The organism is Ideonella sp. WA131b (genome assembly GCA_023657425.1).
GTDB lineage: Bacteria > Pseudomonadota > Gammaproteobacteria > Burkholderiales > Burkholderiaceae_C > Rubrivivax.
Map to the genome: position 1 here is coordinate 1,547,430 of JAGTJW010000001.1, position 18,166 is coordinate 1,565,595.

General features: G+C 71.9%; 17 protein-coding genes. 3 read left to right on the plus strand and 14 right to left on the minus strand.

Features of this window, described 5'->3' with window-relative positions; translation table 11 throughout:
- Window positions 1-25 precede the first annotated feature (25 nt).
- The 11 genes from KA711_07115 to KA711_07165 form a co-directional block, all read right to left on the minus strand.
- On the minus strand, window positions 26-961 hold the full coding sequence (locus tag KA711_07115; protein ID MCM0608751.1) for a zinc-ribbon and DUF3426 domain-containing protein: 936 nt from the start codon (window positions 959-961) through the stop codon (window positions 26-28).
- An 11-nt stretch (window positions 962-972) separates the two neighbouring features.
- Window positions 973-1,884 (minus strand): 50S ribosomal protein L11 methyltransferase, encoded by a 912-nt coding sequence (prmA, locus tag KA711_07120; GenBank protein MCM0608752.1) that lies wholly within the window; start codon window positions 1,882-1,884, stop codon window positions 973-975.
- A 121-nt stretch (window positions 1,885-2,005) separates the two neighbouring features.
- A complete protein-coding gene (accC, locus tag KA711_07125) occupies window positions 2,006-3,355 on the minus strand; it encodes an acetyl-CoA carboxylase biotin carboxylase subunit (GenBank protein ID MCM0608753.1) in 1,350 nt (449 codons plus the stop codon).
- A gap of 127 nt (window positions 3,356-3,482) precedes the next feature.
- Window positions 3,483-3,938 carry an acetyl-CoA carboxylase biotin carboxyl carrier protein gene (locus KA711_07130; protein ID MCM0608754.1) on the minus strand — a complete coding sequence of 152 codons (456 nt, stop codon included), beginning with the start codon at window positions 3,936-3,938 and terminating at the stop codon, window positions 3,483-3,485.
- Window positions 3,939-3,988: 50 nt separating this feature from the next.
- The gene (gene aroQ / locus KA711_07135; GenBank protein MCM0608755.1) at window positions 3,989-4,432 is read right to left on the minus strand and encodes a type II 3-dehydroquinate dehydratase; all 444 of its coding nucleotides are present in this window, start codon (window positions 4,430-4,432) and stop codon (window positions 3,989-3,991) included.
- 96 nt (window positions 4,433-4,528) lie between these two features.
- Window positions 4,529-5,077, minus strand: coding sequence for a TlpA family protein disulfide reductase (locus KA711_07140; GenBank protein ID MCM0608756.1), 549 nt, complete (start codon window positions 5,075-5,077; stop codon window positions 4,529-4,531).
- The gene (locus KA711_07145; GenBank protein MCM0608757.1) at window positions 5,074-5,664 is read right to left on the minus strand and encodes a hypothetical protein; all 591 of its coding nucleotides are present in this window, start codon (window positions 5,662-5,664) and stop codon (window positions 5,074-5,076) included. Before KA711_07145 ends, KA711_07140 begins: the two co-directional genes overlap by 4 nt.
- Window positions 5,661-6,422 carry a monofunctional biosynthetic peptidoglycan transglycosylase gene (mtgA, locus tag KA711_07150; protein MCM0608758.1) on the minus strand — a complete coding sequence of 254 codons (762 nt, stop codon included), beginning with the start codon at window positions 6,420-6,422 and terminating at the stop codon, window positions 5,661-5,663. The genes KA711_07145 and mtgA overlap by 4 nt, the downstream gene beginning before the upstream one ends.
- Complete coding sequence (aroE, locus tag KA711_07155) at window positions 6,419-7,294, minus strand: shikimate dehydrogenase (protein MCM0608759.1); 876 nt, start codon at window positions 7,292-7,294, stop codon at window positions 6,419-6,421. Before aroE ends, mtgA begins: the two co-directional genes overlap by 4 nt.
- On the minus strand, window positions 7,291-8,166 hold the full coding sequence (locus tag KA711_07160; GenBank protein ID MCM0608760.1) for a TonB family protein: 876 nt from the start codon (window positions 8,164-8,166) through the stop codon (window positions 7,291-7,293). Before KA711_07160 ends, aroE begins: the two co-directional genes overlap by 4 nt.
- A gap of 29 nt (window positions 8,167-8,195) precedes the next feature.
- The gene (locus KA711_07165) at window positions 8,196-10,253 is read right to left on the minus strand and encodes an RNB domain-containing ribonuclease (protein ID MCM0608761.1); all 2,058 of its coding nucleotides are present in this window, start codon (window positions 10,251-10,253) and stop codon (window positions 8,196-8,198) included.
- A 158-nt stretch (window positions 10,254-10,411) separates the two neighbouring features.
- Here KA711_07165 and KA711_07170 point away from each other — a divergent pair, with 158 nt between their 5' ends.
- Window positions 10,412-13,318, plus strand: a complete 2,907-nt coding sequence (locus KA711_07170; protein ID MCM0608762.1) for a zinc-dependent metalloprotease — start codon at window positions 10,412-10,414, stop codon at window positions 13,316-13,318.
- Window positions 13,319-13,402: 84 nt separating this feature from the next.
- Here KA711_07170 and mpl read toward each other — a convergent pair whose 3' ends face one another.
- Window positions 13,403-14,773, minus strand: a complete 1,371-nt coding sequence (mpl, locus tag KA711_07175; GenBank protein MCM0608763.1) for a UDP-N-acetylmuramate:L-alanyl-gamma-D-glutamyl-meso-diaminopimelate ligase — start codon at window positions 14,771-14,773, stop codon at window positions 13,403-13,405.
- A 49-nt stretch (window positions 14,774-14,822) separates the two neighbouring features.
- On the opposite strand from mpl, the gene KA711_07180 reads away from it, so the two are divergent.
- Together KA711_07180 and KA711_07185 are read left to right on the plus strand one after the other, a co-directional pair.
- Complete coding sequence (locus KA711_07180; protein MCM0608764.1) at window positions 14,823-15,260, plus strand: hypothetical protein; 438 nt, start codon at window positions 14,823-14,825, stop codon at window positions 15,258-15,260.
- 11 nt (window positions 15,261-15,271) lie between these two features.
- Entirely contained in the window at window positions 15,272-15,739 is a 468-nt protein-coding gene (locus KA711_07185; GenBank protein ID MCM0608765.1) for a hypothetical protein, read from the plus strand.
- Between the two features lie 15 nt (window positions 15,740-15,754).
- Here the strand turns inward: KA711_07185 and hemL are convergent, their stop codons facing one another.
- Both hemL and KA711_07195 read right to left on the minus strand, forming a co-directional pair.
- Window positions 15,755-17,059, minus strand: a complete 1,305-nt coding sequence (gene hemL / locus KA711_07190) for a glutamate-1-semialdehyde 2,1-aminomutase (protein MCM0608766.1) — start codon at window positions 17,057-17,059, stop codon at window positions 15,755-15,757.
- Window positions 17,060-17,101: 42 nt separating this feature from the next.
- Entirely contained in the window at window positions 17,102-18,067 is a 966-nt protein-coding gene (locus KA711_07195; GenBank protein MCM0608767.1) for a bifunctional hydroxymethylpyrimidine kinase/phosphomethylpyrimidine kinase, read from the minus strand.
- Between the last annotated feature and the right edge of the window lie 99 nt (window positions 18,068-18,166).

Consider the following 18,166-nt stretch of genomic DNA (forward strand, 5'->3'; position numbering starts at 1 on the left):
GGCCGCTGGGCCGCGCCAAGGGGCTTCAGGGGTAGAACATCTCGACGGTGTAGCCGGTGATGACGCGGCTCGGGCCGATGACCGTGGCGCCGGACTGCAGCGTCGCCTGCAGCACGAGATCCCGACCGGGCGCGATTGTCGCCGCGCTCGCGCCCAGATCGGCCGGCTGCAGCACGCGGCGGGCGATCAGGTCGCCGCTGGCGTCGGTCAGCGACAGGTCCAGCGCCGGCAGGGCCACCGGGTGGCGGGCGCCGTTGCGCAGCGACACCTGCAGCGTGTAGACGTTGCTGCTCTCCACCCGAACGAGGCCGGAACTCTCGACTGTCAGCGCGTCGAGCCAGCGTGCCGGGGCGACCTCGCAGCCCAGCCAGGCGCAACCCTGCACCAGCAGCGGAGCGAGTGCCGGCACTCGGGCGGCCAGGCGGTCGCGCCAGGTGTGAGCCACCTGGGCCGCCAGCAAGGCGGCCGCGAGCAGCGCCGTCCCGGCCAGTGCCGCGCGCACCCAGGGCCGCCGCCAGCGCGCGGCGCGCTCGGCCCGCCGCAAGAACGAGGGCGCCACGATGGGCAGGGCAGCGCGGTGGCTGTCGGGTCCTTCGTCGGCGAAGGGCTTGAAGGGCGGCCCTGACAGCCGCTCGGCACCCCGTGCAGGCCGGGTGTCGAGGGCCGAGGAGGCGGCGGACCCGCGGTCTGGCTGCGGGGCGGCCGGCGCGGACGGGGACGAGGACAGGGGCCGTGGCAGCCCCGGCGGTGCACCTGGGCGTGCGGCCGGCAGCGCCGGGTCAAGCGGCGATGTGCCGCCGCGCCAGGGCAAGCCGGTCTCCAGGTCGACCAGGCTCTCCATCGCATGGAACACCTGCGAGCAGCGGCCGCAGCGCACCCAGCCCTCGGACACGCCCAGTTGGTCGGGCACGACCCGGAACACGGTGCCGCACGCGCTGCAGCGGGTGGCCAGGCGGCTCATGGCGGCGGCGCTCAGGCGTGGCGGCCGGTCATCAGGATCCAGCCGTCCTCGTGGTCGGCCACGGACAGTGTCAGCGCCGGCGTGCAGGCGGCGTACACCGCGGCGATCTCGTCGGCCTGGCGCTCGAGCAGCCCGGCCAGCACCAGCCAGCCGCCGGCCGACACATGGGCCGTGAGCAGCGGCGCCAGCAGCTTCAGCGGCGAGGCCAGGATGTTGGCCAGCACCAGGCCGTACTCGCCGGCCACCAGCTCGGGCGGGCCCGCGTTGAGCATCACGCCGTTGGCGCTGGCGTTGTCGCGCGTGCTCCGCACGGCGGCGGGGTCGATGTCGACGGCGTCGATGAGCTGCGCGCCCATCAGCGCCGCGCCGATGGCGAGGATGCCGGAGCCGCAGCCGTAGTCGAGCACGCGGCCCAAGTCGGCCGGCTGCGCGTGGGTGTGCTGCGTGGCCAACCAGCGCAGGCACATGCGCGTGGTGGGGTGGGTGCCGGTGCCGAAGGCCAGGCCGGGATCGAGGCGGATCACCTGGCGCGCGGCGGCGGGCACTTCGTGCCAGGTGGGCACGATCCAGAACGTGGGCGTGATGGGCACGGGCTCGAACTGGCTTTGCGTCAGGCGCACCCAGTCGGCTTCAGGCGCTGCCTGCAGCGACTGCAGCAAGAGCCCTGCGGTCCAGTCCTGCGCCAGCAGCAGCGTGGCCGCGGCCTCGGCCTGCGACCCGTGCTCGAACAGCACCTTCAGCGTGCTGCGTTCCCAGCCCGCGGCCGTCGCGGGCATGCCGGGCTCGCCGAACAGGGCCTGCTCGGCGTCGGTGTCCGCGTCGGCGTCCTCGACGCTGACGGACAGCGCATCGAGCTCGTCCATCAGCGCGTCCGACACCGGCTCCACCAGGGCCGCCGGGGCGCGCAGGATCAGCTCGACCATTCGGGCACGCCCCCCACCGTTCGCCCTGAGCAGCGGACCGAGCTTGCCGAGGGCCGCGTGTCGAAGGGCTTGCTCCGGAGCGAGGGCTTCGACAGGCTCAGCCCGAACGGTGATTTGACCTTCACCGCTTGTGTTGACTCATCCACTGCTCGAGGTAGTGGATGGTGGTGCCGCCGGCCATGAACTTGCTGTCGACCATCAGCTCCCGGTGCAGCGGGATGTTGGTCTGGATGCCCTCGACCACGGTTTCCATCAGCGCGATGCGCATGCGCGCCATGGCCTGCTCGCGCGTGTCGCCGTGGCAGATGATCTTGCCGATCATCGAGTCGTAATTGGGCGGCACGAAGTAGTTGGTGTAGACGTGCGAATCCACCCGCACGCCCGGGCCACCCGGCGCGTGCCACAGCGTGATGCGGCCGGGGCTGGGCACGAACTTCACCGGGTCCTCGGCGTTGATGCGGCACTCGATGGCGTGGCCGCGCAGCGCGATCTGGCGCTGCGTGAACGGCAGCTTCTCGCCCGCGGCGATCTTGATCTGCTGCTGCACGATGTCGATGCCGGTGACGAGCTCGGTCACCGGGTGCTCGACCTGCACGCGCGTGTTCATCTCGATGAAATAGAACTCGCCGTTTTCGTACAGGAACTCGAAAGTGCCGGCGCCGCGGTATCCGATCTTCTTGCACGCGGCGGCGCAGCGCTCGCCGATGCGTTCGATCAGGCGGCGCGGGATGCCCGGGGCCGGCGCCTCCTCGATGATCTTCTGGTGGCGGCGCTGCATGCTGCAGTCGCGCTCGCCCAGCCACACCGCGTTGCGGAAGGTGTCGGCCAGGATCTGGATCTCGATGTGCCGCGGGTGCTCGAGGAACTTCTCCATGTAGACCTGCGGGTTGCCGAAGGCCGCCCCGGCCTCGGCGCGTGTCGTCTGCACGGCGTGGATCAGCGCCGCCTCGGTGTGCACGACGCGCATGCCGCGCCCGCCGCCACCGCCGGCGGCCTTGATGATGACCGGGTAGCCCACCGTGCGCGCGATGCGGATGATCTCCTTCGGGTCGTCGGGCAGCGCGCCCTCCGAGCCCGGCACGCAGGGCACGCCGCTCTTGATCATGGCCTGCTTGGCGCTGACCTTGTCGCCCATGATGCGGATGCTCTCGGGCGTGGGCCCGATGAACACGAAGCCGCTGCGCTCCACGCGCTCGGCGAAGTCGGCGTTTTCGCTCAGGAAGCCGTAGCCGGGGTGGATGGCCTCGGCGTCCGTCACCTCCGCGGTGGAGATGATGGCCGGCATGTTGAGGTAGCTCTGCGCGCTGGGCGCCGGGCCGATGCACACGGCCTCGTCGGCGAGCTTGACGTATTTGGCCTCGCGGTCGGCCTCGGAGTAGACGACGACCGACTTGATGCCCAGCTCGCGGCAGGCGCGCTGGATGCGCAGGGCGATTTCGCCGCGATTGGCGATGAGGATCTTCTTGAACATGGCTACGCGGCGAAACCGCCCTCGCGTGCTGCGCACGCGGCGCGATGTGCCGTGCCTGCGGCACGTCCGCGCTGCGCGCGAACGCCCCGGTTCGCGATGAGGATCTTCTTGAACACGAAGACCCGCCTTACTCGAGCACGAAGAGCGGTTGGCCGAACTCGACCGCCTGCCCGTTCTCGCACAGCATCTTGACGACGCGGCCTTCGAGGTCGGACTCGATCTCGTTCATGATCTTCATGGCCTCGATGATGCAGACGGCCTGGCCGGGCTTGACGGCGTCACCCACGTCCACGAAGGGCTTCGCGCCCGGGCTGGCGGCGCGGTAGAAGGTGCCGACCATGGGCGACTTGATCACCTTGCCCGCCGGTGGCGCGACCGGTGCCTCGGCCGGGGCTGGATGCGCGGCCGGCGCCGGGGCGACCGGCGCTGCCACCGGCGCGGCGGCCACGGCCGGCATCACGGCGACGGCGGCAGGGCCGCCCTTGACGATCCGCACCTTGCCCTCGGCCTCGGTGATCTCCAGTTCGGAGATGTTCGACTCGGAGACGAGGTCGATCAGGGTCTTCAGCTTTCTCAGGTCCATGGGGTCCTCGCAAGGCGGCCGCGGGTCGCGGCGGGTGCCCGGGTGTGACTTCAGGCCGGTCGCGCTCGGCGGCCCAGCGCGTGGTGCACGGCCAGCCGGTAGCCGTCGGCGCCCAGACCGACGATCACGCCGGTGGCGATGTCGCTCAGGTGGCTGTGGTGGCGGAACGGCTCGCGCCGGTGCACATTGCTCAGGTGCACCTCGATGAAGGGCAGGGCCACACCGGCCAGCGCGTCGCGCAGCGCCACGCTGGTGTGGGTCAGGCCGCCCGGATTGATGACGATGAAGTGCGTGCCGTCGCTCCGCGCGGCGTGGATGCGGTCGATCAGCACGCCTTCGTGGTTGCTCTGAAGGCTGCTCAGCTTCGCGCCGGCTTCTGCTGCGATCTGTGCAAGATCGGCGTCGATCTGTGCCAGCGTCGTCGAGCCATAGACCTCGGGCTCGCGGGTGCCGAGCAGGTTGAGGTTGGGGCCGTGGAGGACGAGCAGGTTCATGGGCAGGGGCGGCTCAGGGCCGCCGAAGGGCGCGACTGTACGCCGTTTTGCCGAAATTGCGAGCAGTTCGAAACATACCGGCCCCTGGCGGCCCGGTCAGGCCATGTCGCGCGCCCAGCTGGCCAGTTCGGCGGCGTTGGTCTCGCCGGCCTGGGTGCGGGCGATGCGGCCGCGGCGGTCGAAGGCCACGGTGTAGGGCAGGCCGGACTGCGCGTTGCCCAGCCTGCGGGACAGTTCCGAGCCCTCGAAGCCGGCCATCGCGATCGGGTAGCTCACGGGGGTGTGGCGGAGGAAACTGCGCACTGCGCGGGCGTTGTCCACGGCCAGGCCCAGCACGCGCCAACCCTGGGCCGCGTGCTCCCGTGCGAAGCGGTCGAGTTCGGGCATCTCCTTCACGCAAGGCGGACACCAGGTGCCCCAGAAATTGACGAGCAGCGGCTGCCCGCGGAACGAGGCCGTGGCCACTGTCCGCGGCTCGGGCTCGTCGGGGGTGGGGAAGCTCAGCGTCCAGAAGCCGGCGGTGTCGCGGTCGACGGCGGCGCGTTCCTCGTCGCGCAGCCGGGTGGCCCGGTGCTGCCAGGCGATGCCGCCGGCGGCGGCGCCGCCGCCGACGAGGGCGATGATGACTGCGGAGCGGCGGTTCATGCCGTGGACTCGGCCATGCGGGCGCGCAGCGCGGCGGCGTCGCCGCGCCAGGTCTGGCCGCCGCTGTCGGGCTTGAGCGCGCCGCGCAGGTCGTCGCGGTCGTGCACGATCAGATGCACGGCGACCAGCTCCCCCAGGGCGTGGCTGCGACTGGCGACCGTCAGCACCGGCAGCGGCTCGCGCCGGTGCCCGGCTGCCGGCAAGCTGTCGACGTCGTAGCTGACCCCGGCGTTGATCAGCGCGATCTCCGGCGCCTTGCCATCGTCGGCGTAAAGCTCGAGGCGCAGCGCGCTCAGGCGTGTGGCCGTGCCGCGCCAGGCGGCGCCGGCCAGATGCGGGTGGAACTCCGACAGCCGCTCCATCCACTGCAGCGCCACCTCGCGCAGGGCGCGCAGTTCAGCCGGCTGGGTGTCGGCGCAGAAAATGGCGATGTGCTCGCGCACGGCGGCCTCCACCGTGGCGTTGTCGGGCAGCTCGGCGCGCGCTCCGGCGTCGCGCGCGGCACGCCGCTTGGCCTGGTCGAACTCCATGCCCTCGTCGACGATGAGCCGCGCCGCGGCGGCGGCGATTTCCAGGGTCTGCGTCACTTCGGTATTTCCACGTCGTTCATGCGCGCCACGATGGTGGCCGTGCGCGACAGCAGGTAAGGGCTGGCCGGCCGCTTCTCGAAGCGTTTGGGCGCCGGCAGCATCACCGCCAGGCGCGCGGCCTGCTGCGGCCCCAGCTGCGCGGCATCGACGCGGAAGTAGTGCCGCGCCGCCGCCTGGGCGCCGAACACCCCTTCGCCCCACTCCACGCTGTTCAGGTAGATCTCCAGGATGCGCTCCTTGCCGAGCAGGCCTTCGAGCAGCAGCGCGATCACCAGCTCCTGGCCCTTGCGCAGCACGGTGCGCTCGCCCGAGAGGAACAGGTTCTTGGCCAGCTGCTGCGTGATGGTCGAGCCGCCCACGACTTTGGGCACCACGGGACGGCCCTGGCGTGCCTGGGCCCGCTTCGACGCAGCCTCGGCCCGGGCTTCGGCGCGCTCGTTGCGCTCCCAGGCCTTCTCGATGGCCTCCCAGTCGACGCCCGCGTGGTCAAGGAAGCTGCCGTCCTCGCTGGCGATGACGGCGCGCTTGAGGTGGGGCGAGATGCGCCCGCCTTCTGTCCACTGCTGGCTCCACAGGATGCGCCGCTGCTCCACGAGCAAGCGCCAGGCTTCGCTGCGCTGGAAGCTGGTGCTTTGTGGGTCGATCACCGTCATCAGGGCGATGCGGGCGGCGAACACGAGCTGCAGCGCCACGGCGCTGAGCATCACCAGCCCCCCGAGGCGCAGCCCCTGCCTGAGCCAGGCCGGGCGCTTCATGCGGCATCCCCCCCCGCACCGAGCGCCTGGCGCAAGGCGGTCAGGACCGGCGCGGTGTCGGGCATCACCCCGCGCCACAGGAAGAAGGCCTCGGCCGCCTGCTCCACCAGCATGCCCAGCCCGTCACGCGGGACGGCGCCGTGCGCGCGTGCCCAGTCCAGAAAGGGCGCCGCGGCCGGGCCGTACATCAGGTCCACGGCCAGCGTGCCGGGGCGCAGCACGGCGGCCGGCACCGGCGGCTTGGCACCGGCCAGGCTGCTGCTGCTGGCGTTGAGCACCACGTCGAAGGCCTCGCCCGGCGCCCGCAGCGGCGCAGCGGCCAGCGCGGCGCCGTGGGCGCGGGCCAGGCCCGCGTGCGAGTGCACCAGCGCCTCGGCCCTGGCGACCGTCCGGTTGGCCAGCACCACGCCGGCCACGCCGGCCTCGATCAAGGGCCCCAGCACACCGGCCGCCGCACCCCCGGCACCCACCAGCAGCACGCGCGCACCGGCCAGCGCCACCCCGGCGTGCTGCCGGATGTCGCGCACCAGGCCGATGCCGTCGGAGTTGTCGGCCCACCACTTGGCCGGATCCGGGCTGTCGAAGCCCAGCACGTTGGCCGCGCCGGCCAGGCGCGCTCGTTCGCTGGCGCGCCCAGCCAGGCCCAGTGCCTCGAACTTGAACGGCACCGTGACGTTGCAGCCGCTTGCGCCGCTGGCGGCGAAGGCGCGCACGCCGGGGCCGAACCCGTCGACCGGGCACTCGATGCGGCCGTAGTCCACAGCCTGCCCGGTCTGCGCGGCAAACCCGGCGTGGATCGCCGGGCTGCGGCTGTGGGCCACGGGATGGCCGAGCACGGCGTAGCGGTCGGCAGGCTTGTCGGGCGCCATCATCGGCTGATCTGTATGGTCTCAAGCGCCTCGTCGCGCGTGAAGCGGAAGCGCGAGGTGACGACGATCTGGTCGGCCCGCGCGCGCATTGCGGGCGTGAAGGGCCCGAAGGGCTGGGAGGCCGCCACGATGGCCAGCGCCTGCTGGTCGAGCCGGCGGTCATTGCTGCTGCGCACGATGTCGGCCTCGACGACGCGGCCGGCGGCGTCGATGGTGACGTTCATCGTCAGCTCGCCAAAGAGCTTGCGGCCCTGGTGCTCGGGGAAGCTGCGCGTCCCCCGGTCCTCGATGCGGCGGCGCAGGTTGTCGTAGTAGAGGGCGTAGATTTCCTCGCGCGTGGCCGGGCTGACGTAGCGCTTCTTGGGGCGCGCGTTCTCCTCGTTCACCCGCTTCTCGATCTCGGACAGCATGCGCAGCAGCTGCTTGCGGCGCTCTTCCTGCTCGCGCTGCTCGGGGCTGCCGTTGTCGCGGCTGGGGTCGGGCGACAGCAGCGCGGCGATCTCGCGCCGCGCCTGGGCCAGCAGCAGCTGTTGCTGACGCTGCAGCTGCTGCTGCTGGCGCCGCAGCTGCGCGATGCGCTGGCGGGCTTCGTCGGGCGACTCGCCCAGCTGCACCGTGGCGGCCAGCGGCAGTGGGCTGGTGGCGCGGCCCTGGGCAGCCTCACCGCCGCCGGCCAGGTTGGCCTGCGCCAGGGCCTGGGCCTCGGCCGGCGGATCCTCGCCACGGGCGTTGACGAGGATCACCTCCAGCGGCGTATCGCGGAAGGCCCGCTCGATGGCCTCGGGATCGACGAAGCGCACCGACAGCAGCACGCCGTGCGCGCCCAGGGAGAGCGCCAGCGCCCACTGCAGTGTCGTCAGTTCCGGCCAGCGCATCGCTCGGGCGGTCGGGCCTGGTGCCGCCGTCAGGCCGCGGGCTCGGCCGCGGGGTCCACTGCCGGCGCGGCGTCGGCCTCTGCCACGTCGATGGCCAGCTGCAGGCTGCCGGTGGGCTCGGCCTCGTCGTCCTCGGCCGACTCTTCCGGTGGTGCCGGTTCGGCGTCGAGCCGCGCCAGCAGCGTGGCGTGCAGCTCGAGCGTCAGCAGATCGATGCCGGCCACGCGCGCGCGCAGGCGCGCGCCGCGCGGCAGGCCCTCGGTACCGGGCAGCCGGAACACCAGCGGCAAGGTCTCGGCGCGCACCAGTCCGTCCTTCATGACCGTGGCCTCCAGCTCGGCGATGCCAGCCTGCTGCAGGTGACGCAGCGTCCAGTAGCGTTCAATCTGCTGCTGGAAGCCGTTGTAGGCCGAGTACGCGGAGTCGAACGCGCCAATGATGCTGAACAGGGCTGCGTCCTTGGGGCGAAAGGGCGCCACCAGCGGCGCCGCGTGGCCGTGGCGCGCCACGGCCACGATTTGCCACTGGTTGACGAGATCGGTGTAGCGCCGCAGCGGGCTCGTGCTCCAGGCGTACTGCGGCACACCCATGCCGGCGTGCGGCGCGGGCTTGGTGCCCATCTTCACCTTGATGCCCGGAGCCAGGCTGGCCTGGCTGCGGTAGATGGCCGGCACCCCGTGCTGCGCCAGCCAGCCGCCCCAGGTGCTGTTGGCCAGGATCATGGCCTCGGCGACGATCAGGTCCAGCGGCGCGCCGCGGCGGCGGTTGCCGATGAGCACGGTCTCGTCGCCGGTAGGCTCGGTGCCGGCGTTGCTGCGGTCGAGCTTGAAGCTGTAATCGGGCCGGTTGAAGGTCTCGGGCTTGCCGCGCACCACTTCGCGCGCGGTCTTGAGATGCCGGGCGAGGCGGAAGGCGAAAGCCAGCTCGGGCGCGAAGTCGTAGGCCGCGGGCTCGGTGCCGCTCGCTTCGGACGTCAGCGAGGCCTCGGTGACGACGGCGTCCAGCACATCGTGGCGCAGGTTGGCGGCGATGCGCACGCGCTCGATCTTCGTCTCGTGGCCCTGCAGCTCGAGCGAGGCCTCGTCGAAGGTGGCGTACAGGCTCAGTGCAGGGCAGTCGCGCCCGGCCATCAGCGTGTAGGCCTGCACCACCTCGTCGGGCAGCATGGTGATCTTCCAGCCCGGCATGTAGACGGTGGACAGGCGCTCGCGAGCCACCTTGTCGAGCGGCGAGTCGGGCGCGATGGCCAGCCCCGGCGCCGCGATGTGGATGCCGAAGACCACCGTGCCCGTGCCCAGCCCGCGCACCGACAGCGCGTCGTCGATCTCGGTGGTGGCCGAGTCGTCGATGGAGAACGCCGCCACGCCCTCGGCCAGGGGCAGCTCGCCCTCCACGGGCGGCGCGGCCAGCGCCGGGAAGCTGGTGCCCTTGACGAAGAACTCGAACAGGAAGCGCCTCCAGTGGAACTGGTAAGGGCTCGTGATGGCGCCGGCGGCGGCCAACAGGTCCAGTGGCGCGCGCTGCGCGCGGCGGCTGGCCTCGACCACGGCCTTGTACTCGGGGCCGTTCTTGTCGGGCCTGAAGAGGATGCGGTAGAGCTGCTCGCGCACGGGCTCGGGGCAATTGCCGGCAGCCAGCTCGCCGGCCCAGGCCTCGATCTGCGCGGCGATCTGCTTCTTGCGCTCGATGCCCAGGAGCGCGGCCTTGACGGTGTCTTCCGGCGCCTTCTTGAACTGCCCCCGGCCCAACCGGCGGAAGTAGTGCGGCGCCTCGAACAGCCGCAGCAGCGCCGCGGCCTGGTGTTCGGGGCCGGCCATGGCGTCGAAGTAGTCGCGGGCCAGATCCGCGAAGCCGAACTCGGCCTCCGGCGCGAACGCCCAGGCCAGGTCGAGGTCGATGTCATCGGCCAGCACGCGGGCGCGCGCCAGCAGCTCGGCCGGCGCCGGCTGGTCGAAGCGCAGCATCAGGTTCGCGGCCTTGACCTTGACGCGCTTGCCGGAGTCCAGTTCCACCTGCAGCGAGCTCTCGGCCTCGGACATCACGCGCCCGGCGTGGAACCTGCCGGCGTCGTCGAAGAGGGCGTACATGCGGGCATTGTCGCTGCGGCTTGAACCACCCGTTCGGCTGCTCGTGTCCTTCGTGCCCTCGGCACCGACCCGCCCGCCCGGGATGGCCCTTGCAGCAGAATGGGCGTTGACGTCGCCGCTGCAAGCGGTGGCCTTCCCGTCGACCAACCCCATCCGCCATGACCGACGCACCCACCAAGCACACGACCGAACCGTCCCGTTCCAGCACGACGCCAGCGCATCGCCAGACCGCCTTGCCGCCGCTGACGGCCGTGACGGCGGCCCTGCTGTTGCTGAGCGGCTGCGCGACCCCCACGCCGCCCGACCAGGCGCCGGGTGCCGCTGCGCCGCCCCAGGCTGCGGCGCCCGCACCGGCGCCAGCTGCGCCAGCTGCGCCACCGGCGCCCGCGCCGGCCAGCGGGGGCGCAGCGCCCGCGCCCGCTGCACAGCCCACTGCCGGCGCCTCGGCCCCGCCGCCGGCGGCGGCCCGCCCGCCGGGCACGCCGCCGCCCTTCGCCGAGGTCATCAAGGACGCCAAGCGCGAGGACGGCTACATCCCGATCTGGCGCAAGGACGAGAAAGTCTGGCTGGAACTCACGCCCGAGCGCCTGGGCCAGCTCTTCCTGCTGTCGGTGAACGTCAAGAACGCGGTCGGCGAGCGCGGCCTGTATGCCGGCGATATGGGGCCGGCGTGGCTGGCGCAGTTCCGCAGCGTCGGCAACCAGATCCAGCTCGTTGCCATCAACACCGACTTCCGCGCCGACGGCGACCCCGGCAACCGCATCGCGGTGCGCGAGAGCTTCTCGGACAGCCTGGTGGGCTCGTCGGCGGTCGCCAGTGCCCGGCACCCCGAGAGCAAGAGCGTGCTCGTGGACGCCGGCTTCCTGCTGGGCGACATGGCCGGCTACAGCACCTATCTGGAGCTGGCCTACCGCATGCCCTTCGCGCCCGACCGCGCCAACAGCTTCTTCGACGCCGCCCGAGCCCAGCCGGGCCTGACCACGCTCGGCGGCCAGGTCCACTACAGCGTGCCGCGCATCGCCGCGCCGCCGCTGCTGCCGCCGGGCGCACCACGGCCGATGACGCCGCCGCCGCCGCAGACCACGCCGGACCCGCGCAGCCTGTTCGTTGGTTTCGTCTACAACTTCCGCGAGCTGCCGGCCGAACCGATGAAGCCGCGCCTGGCCGACCCGCGCGTGGGCTACTTCGTCGACAGCTACACCGAGCTGTCCGACGATCTCAAGCCCACGACGCGCGTGCACCACATCAACCGCTGGCGGCTCGAGAAGAAGGACCCGGCCGCGGCCATGAGCGAGCCGGTGCGCCCGATCACGTTCTGGATCGACCGCAACACGCCGCTGCGTTACCGCAAGGCCGTTGAGGAGGGCATCCTCGAGTTCAACAAGGCCTTCGAGCGCATCGGCTTCAAGAATGCCATCGTGGCCCGGCAGCAGCCCGACGACGCCAACTTCTCGTTGATGGAGTCCGGGCATGCCTCGGTGCGCTGGTTCAGCGGCGCCGACGTCGGCTTCGCGCAGGGCCCGAGCCACTCCGACCCGCGCACCGGCGAGATCCTCGACGCCGACATCCGCATGGCCGATGTCTTCGGCCGCGGTGCGCGGCGGCTGATCCGCGAGGACATGCAGCCGCTGCAGGCCTTTGCCGCGCCCCCTGCCGCCGGTGCGCCGGGCTGGCGCGGCGCGCTGTCTGCCCTTTGGCAGCAGGGTCTGACGGGCCAAGGCGGTGCACCGCAGGCCTGCGGCTACGCGATGCAGGCGGTCAACGAGCTGCACTTCGCGATGGACCTGCTCGAGGCGCGCGGCGACCTCGACCCCGAGAGCCCCGAGGCCGAGGCCTTTGTGCAGGCCTACGTCAAGGACGTGATCGTGCACGAGGTGGGCCACACCCTGGGCCTGCGCCACAACTTCATCAGCTCCACCACGGTCACGCGGCAGCAGCTCAAGGACAAGGCCTTCGGCGAGAAGAACGGCATCTCCAACTCGGTGATGGACTACAACGCCTTCAACCTGCCGCTGCAGGGCGAGCCCAAGGGCGAGTTCAACATGAAGGGCCTGGGCGCCTACGACTACTTTGCCATCGAGTACGGCTACAAGCCGCTCGACCCCAAGCTCGATGCCAAGGCCGAGGCGGCGGAGCTGGACAAGATCGCGAGCCGCCAGCGCACCGACCCGCTGATCGCGTTTGCCGACGACGCCGACGCCGGCTGGGGCGACACCGGTGGCTACGACCCGCGCGTGAACCTGTTCGATCTCGGCGACGACCCGCTGGCCTACTACCAGCGCCGCCTGAAGCTCACGCGCGAGCTCTGGGACCGTGTGCAAACTCGCGGCCCACGCGACGGCGACGATGCCAACCGCCTGCGCCGCAGCCTGCTGTCGGGCTTCCGGCTGCTGCGCAGCGCGCCTGCGGATGCGGCCAAGTACGTGGGCGGCCTGTACGCCGAGCGCGACCCGCAAGGCCGGCCCGGCTCGCGCCCGGCCTTCCGACCGGTGGAGCCAGCGCGCCAGCGCGAGGCGCTGCAGTTCGTGGCTGACTCGCTGTTCACGGTGGACAGCTTCCGCTTCAAGCCCGAGTTCCTGAGCAGCCTGCAGCCCGACTTCATCGAGTGGAACCGCGCCGGCCCGGCCGACATCCCCGGCACCGTGCTGGCGTTGCAGACGCAGGCGCTGGACCGGCTGCTGTCGCCCGGCGTGGCACGGCGGCTGCTCGACCTGCCCAACCTGGTGCCCCCGGCCCAGCGCAAGGACCTGATCTCGCTGGGCGAGCTTTACGGCACGCTGCAGTCGGCGGTGTGGAGCGAGCTCAAGAGCGGCCAGGAGATCGAGCCGATGAGGCGCAGCCTGCAGCGGGCCCACATCGCGCGGCTGCAGGGTCTGCTCACGCGCCCGGGCGGCGCGCTGCCGGCCGATGCCTACGCGCTGGTGCGCTTCCAGGCCGTGCGGCTGCAGGCCGAGCTGCGCGCGGCCAGCACCCGGCGCGGGCAGAGCCTGGAGAGCAAAGCCCATCTCGAGGAGGCGCTGGCGACGCTGACCGAAGCGCTGCGCGCGACTCTCTCGCGCGGCTGAGCGCGCGGCAGGGCTTCGACAGGCTCAGCCCGAACGGCACCCGCTCGCCCTGAGCCTGTCGAAGGGCCGTGCCCGGCTTGCGGCTCAGCGGCGGCCCAGCGCCGCCAGCAGCTTGCCGTGCACGCCGCCAAAGCCGCCGTTGCTCATGCACAGCACGTGGTCATCGGCGCGCGCGTGCCGTGCGATCAGCGCCACCAGCGTGTCGACGTCGTCCGCCACCAGGGCACGGTCGCCGAGCGTCTGCAGCGCCTCGCGGACACTCCAGCCGTAGTCGCCCTGCAGGCAGAACGACAGGTCGGCCTCCTCCAGCGACCACGGCAGCTGGGCCTTCATCGTGCCGAGCTTCATGGTGTTGCTGCGCGGCTCGAACACCGCGAGGATGCGCGCACCCAGGCCCACCTTGCGGCGCAGCCCTTCGATGGTGGTGCGCATCGCCGTGGGGTGGTGCGCGAAGTCGTCGTAGACCTTCACGCCGCTCACCTCGCCGCGCAGCTCCAGCCGCCTGCGCACGTTGAGAAATCCCGCCAGCGCGCGGCAGGCCTCGGCCGGCGCCACGCCCACGTGCTCGGCGCTTCCGATGGCGGCCAGCGCGTTCATCTGGTTGTGCTCGCCGAGCAGATCCCAGGCCACGTGGCCGAGCTTGAGGCTGCCGCGCAGCACGTCGAAGCTGCCGGGCTCGCCGCGCGCGCACAGGCCACCGGGCTCCTCGCGCCGCGTGCCGAAGCGCTGCACCTCGCTCCAGCAGCCGCGCGCCAGCACGCGGGCCAGGGCCTCGTCGCGTGCGTTGACGACGACCCGGCCGCGCGAGGGCATCGTGCGCACGAGGTGGTGGAACTGCGTCTCGATGGCGGCGAGGTCCGGGAAGATGTCGGCGTGGTCGTGCTCGAGGTTGTTCAGCACCGCGGTTCGCGGCCGGTAGTGCACGAACTTGCTGCGCTTGTCGAAGAGGGCCGTGTCGTACTCGTCGGCCTCGATCACGAAGGGCGCATCGGCATCGCCCAGCCGCGCGCTGACCCCAAAGTTCAGCGGCACGCCGCCCACCAGGAAGCCGGGCTTGCGGCCCGCGGGAAGCGCCTGTTCGAGGATCCACGACAGCATCGCCGTGGTCGTGGTCTTGCCGTGCGTGCCGGCCACGGCCAGCACATGGCGGCCATGCAGCACGTGTTCGGCCAGCCACTGCGGGCCGCTGGTCATGCGCGCACCGTCGTCGAGCAGGGCCTCCAGCAGCGGCATGCCACGCTTGACGACGTTGCCCACCACGAAGACATCGGGCGTGAGCGCCCGCTGCTCGGCGCCGTAGCCTTCGATGAGATCGATGCCGAGGGCGCGCAGCTGCTCGCTCATCGGCGGGTACACGGCGGCGTCGCAGCCCGTCACGCGGTGGCCGGCCTCGCGCGCCAGCGCCGCCAGGCCGCCCATGAAGGTGCCGCAGATGCCCAGTACGTGGATGTGCATGTGAGGCATTCTAGAAGTCGGGTGCGGCGCCTTTTGTTAGCGTCCGCGCATGTTCGAAGGACTCGTGGGCCTGCCCTGGATCGCCGAGCACCCCATCGCCTACCCGGCGCTGCAGGTCGTGCACATCGCCGGCATTGCGCTGCTGCTGGGCAACCTGGTGCTGCTGGAGCTGCGGGTGTGGGGCCTGGGGCGCGAGCTGCCGCTGGCGCCACTGGCGCGCCTGGCGCTGTCGCTCAGCGTGGCCGGCTTCGGCGCGGTGGCAGCCAGCGGGCTGCTGATGTTCGCGGCCCACCCCGCCGAGATGCTGGCCAACCGCGCCTTTGTCATCAAGCTCATCCTGCTGGCGCTGGCCGGCAGCAACGCCGCGAGTTTCCATGCGCGCGGCGGCTTGCGACGCAGCGATGCCGTGGCGCGCGCGCAGACCGTGCTGTCGCTGGGTCTTTGGCTCGCCGCCATCATCGCCGGCCGTTGGATCGCCTACGTCTGAAGGAGCCTGCCATGCACCGCCGAACCCTGCTGGTCGCCGCGCCCGCGCTGCTGGCGTTGCCTGCCTGGGCCCACCACGGCTGGAGCAGCTTCGACCAGGCGCGGCCGGTCTACCTGGAGGGCACTGCGCGCGACGTGCGCTGGCGCAACCCGCATGCCGAGCTCACGCTGAAGCTGCCGGCTGACCTGAAGCTGCCCGCCGACCTGGCCACACGCTCCTTGCCGCCGCAAAGTGCGCCGGTGGACGGGCCCGCGCTGCTGAGGGCGGCGCAATTGCCCACGCGCAAGGACCGTGTCTGGGACGTCGAACTCGCGCCGCTGTCCCGCATGGGCGCCTGGCAGGTGCCCGAGATCAAGGCCGGCGACCGCCTGGCGGTGCTGGGCTTCACCTTCGCTGGCGAGAAGGGCGACGCGATCCTGCGCGCCGAGTACGTGTTCCTCAGCGGCCGGGCCTACGGCTTGCGCTCGTCGCCGGGCTGAGCGCCCAGCCAGGCGTCACAGCGTCGCGAAGGCCTCGCGCGCCGCCGCCACCGTGGCCTCGATCTCGGCCGGCGTGTGCGCCGCGCTCACGAAGCCGGCCTCGTACAGCGCCGGGGCCAGGTACACGCCGCGGTCGAGCATGGCGTGGAAGAAGCGGTTGAAGCGTTCCTTGTCGGTGGCCATCACGGTGCCGTAGTGCTGCGGAAGGGTGTCGGCAAAGAAGAACCCGAACATGCCGCCCTCGCTGTCCACCACGAAGGGCACGCCCGCGGTGTCGGCCGCGCCCTTCAGGCCGTGCACCAGCGCGCGCGTGCTCGCGCCCAGCGCCTCGAAGAAGCCGGGGCGGCCGATTTCGCGCAGCGTCGCCAGCCCGCAGGCCGTGGCCACCGGGTTGCCGCTGAGCGTTCCGGCCTGGTAGACCGGCCCCAGCGGCGCCAGCTGGCTCATCACGGCCCGACTGCCGCCGAAGGCCGCCAGCGGCATGCCACCGCCGATGACCTTGCCGAACACGAACAGGTCGGGCCGGAACCCCGGCATGAGCTGCGCGTACACGCCCCAGGCGCCCCGCGCGCCGACGCGGAAGCCGGTCATGACCTCGTCAAAAACCAACATCGCGCCGTGTTTCGTGCACAACTCGCGCAGCCGGGTCATGAACGGCACACTGGCGCGCACGAAGTTCATGTTGCCGGCGATGGCCTCGAGCATGACGCAGGCGATGTCGTCTCCCTGCCTCGCAAACGCCGCCTCGAGCTGCTCGAGGTGGTTGTACTCGAGCACCAGCGTGTGCTTGACCACATCTTCGGGCACGCCCGCGCTGGTGGGGAAGCCGAAGGTCGCCAGGCCCGAGCCGGCCTTGACGAGCAGCGCGTCGGCGTGGCCGTGGTAGCAGCCCTCGAACTTGACGATGAGGCTGCGGCCGGTGGCGCCGCGCGCCAGCCGCAGCGCGCTCATGCCGGCCTCGGTGCCGCTGGAGACCAGGCGCACCTGCTCGACGCCGCTGGCCGGGCCGAGGTGCCCGACGATGGCCTCGGCCAGCTCGATCTCGCGCTCGGTGGGGGCGCCGAAGCTGAAGCCGTCGGCCGCGGCCTTCTGCACCGCGTCGAGCACCGCCGGGTGGCCGTGGCCGAGGATCATCGGGCCCCAGGAGCCGATGTAGTCGATGTAGCGCCGGCCCTCGGCATCGTGGATGAAGGGCCCGTGGGCGCGTGTGATGAAGCGCGGCGTGCCACCCACGGCCCGGAAGGCGCGCACCGGCGAGTTCACGCCGCCGGGGATGACGCGCTGCGCGCGCTCGAACAGGGCCTGGTTGGTCTGGGGCATGGGGTACTGCGGCCGGCAAGGGGGCGGATGGGGGAGGGGGGTTCAGTGCACGCGGCGCGGTGTGGCCTTCGGTGGCGGCGCTTCGGGCTCGGGTTCAGGCCCGTCGGCGTCGGGGCTGGCGTCGCCCTCCTCGGGCGGCGGCAGCGCCCAGAAGAAGCGGTCCGGCACCACGTGGCCCATGCCGGGCCGGAAGCCGGCGTCGAGCGCCTGGTCGAGGAAGTTCAGCGCCTCCGACACGGCCGGCTGCAGCTCCGCCCCGGTGGCCAGCAGCGCCGCCAGCGCAGCGCTGAGCGTGTCACCGGCACCGACGAAGCTGGTCTCGAAGCGCTCGAACTTCTCGCCGGCCAGGGCACCTTGCGGCGAGGCCAGCACGTTGTCGACGTACTGCTCGGGGCCCTTGGCGGCCAGCGCCACGCCGGTGACGAGCACATAGCGCGTGCCGTGCTCGGCCGCAGCAACCGCAAGCTCCCGCGCCGACGGCGGCCGCTCGCTGTCCCAATCGGGCAGCAGGAAGTCCTGCAGTGTCTTGTGGTTGCCCACCAGCACCTCGGTGGCCGGCAGGATGAGTTCGCGGAAGGCGTCGAGGTAGGGCTGCAGCCGGTCTTCGTCCATCCAGCCCAGGTTGGGCAGGTGCGTGACGAGCGGGATGTCGGTGTAGTCGGACAAGACCTCGGCCACGGCGCTGACGTTGTCGGCGCTGCCCAGGAAGCCCACCTTCCACGCGGCGATCGTGATGTCTTCCAGGATCGTGCGCGCCTGCTCGACCACGACGTCGGCGTCGATGTCGTGCTGATCGAAGATGTCGGCGGTGTCGCGCATCACGATGCTGGTCACGATGGGCAGCGCGTGAGCGCCCATGGCGGCGGCGGTGGCCACGTCGCCCGCCACGCCGCCGGCGCCACTGGGCTCGCTGGCGTTGAAGCACATCACCGCAGGCGGCGCCGGGGGCTCGAGGCCGACAGCTTCGCGGTCATCGACGGCCGCGGCCGAGTGAGAGTCGGGATTCATGGGCTGGGCTTGGAGGGCGTGGGGTGTCGCTGCCTTGGCCGGTGGGCGCGGCGGCGCGGAGCTCGGAACGGGGCCGGACCAAACCTCCAGCGGTTTCTG

Coding starts and splice junctions, on each gene's coding strand:
- KA711_07115 (MCM0608751.1), bottom strand. CDS start 961: ATGAGCCGCCTGGCCACCCGCTGCAGCGCGTGCGGCACCGTGTTCCGG.
- prmA (MCM0608752.1), bottom strand. CDS start 1,884: ATGGTCGAGCTGATCCTGCGCGCCCCGGCGGCCCTGGTGGAGCCGGTG.
- accC (MCM0608753.1), bottom strand. CDS start 3,355: ATGTTCAAGAAGATCCTCATCGCCAATCGCGGCGAAATCGCCCTGCGC.
- KA711_07130 (MCM0608754.1), bottom strand. CDS start 3,938: ATGGACCTGAGAAAGCTGAAGACCCTGATCGACCTCGTCTCCGAGTCG.
- aroQ (MCM0608755.1), bottom strand. CDS start 4,432: ATGAACCTGCTCGTCCTCCACGGCCCCAACCTCAACCTGCTCGGCACC.
- KA711_07140 (MCM0608756.1), bottom strand. CDS start 5,077: ATGAACCGCCGCTCCGCAGTCATCATCGCCCTCGTCGGCGGCGGCGCC.
- mtgA (MCM0608758.1), bottom strand. CDS start 6,422: ATGAAGCGCCCGGCCTGGCTCAGGCAGGGGCTGCGCCTCGGGGGGCTG.
- aroE (MCM0608759.1), bottom strand. CDS start 7,294: ATGATGGCGCCCGACAAGCCTGCCGACCGCTACGCCGTGCTCGGCCAT.
- KA711_07160 (MCM0608760.1), bottom strand. CDS start 8,166: ATGCGCTGGCCGGAACTGACGACACTGCAGTGGGCGCTGGCGCTCTCC.
- KA711_07165 (MCM0608761.1), bottom strand. CDS start 10,253: ATGTACGCCCTCTTCGACGACGCCGGCAGGTTCCACGCCGGGCGCGTG.
- KA711_07170 (MCM0608762.1), top strand. CDS start 10,412: ATGACCGACGCACCCACCAAGCACACGACCGAACCGTCCCGTTCCAGC.
- mpl (MCM0608763.1), bottom strand. CDS start 14,773: ATGCACATCCACGTACTGGGCATCTGCGGCACCTTCATGGGCGGCCTG.
- KA711_07180 (MCM0608764.1), top strand. CDS start 14,823: ATGTTCGAAGGACTCGTGGGCCTGCCCTGGATCGCCGAGCACCCCATC.
- KA711_07185 (MCM0608765.1), top strand. CDS start 15,272: ATGCACCGCCGAACCCTGCTGGTCGCCGCGCCCGCGCTGCTGGCGTTG.
- hemL (MCM0608766.1), bottom strand. CDS start 17,059: ATGCCCCAGACCAACCAGGCCCTGTTCGAGCGCGCGCAGCGCGTCATC.
- KA711_07195 (MCM0608767.1), bottom strand. CDS start 18,067: ATGAATCCCGACTCTCACTCGGCCGCGGCCGTCGATGACCGCGAAGCT.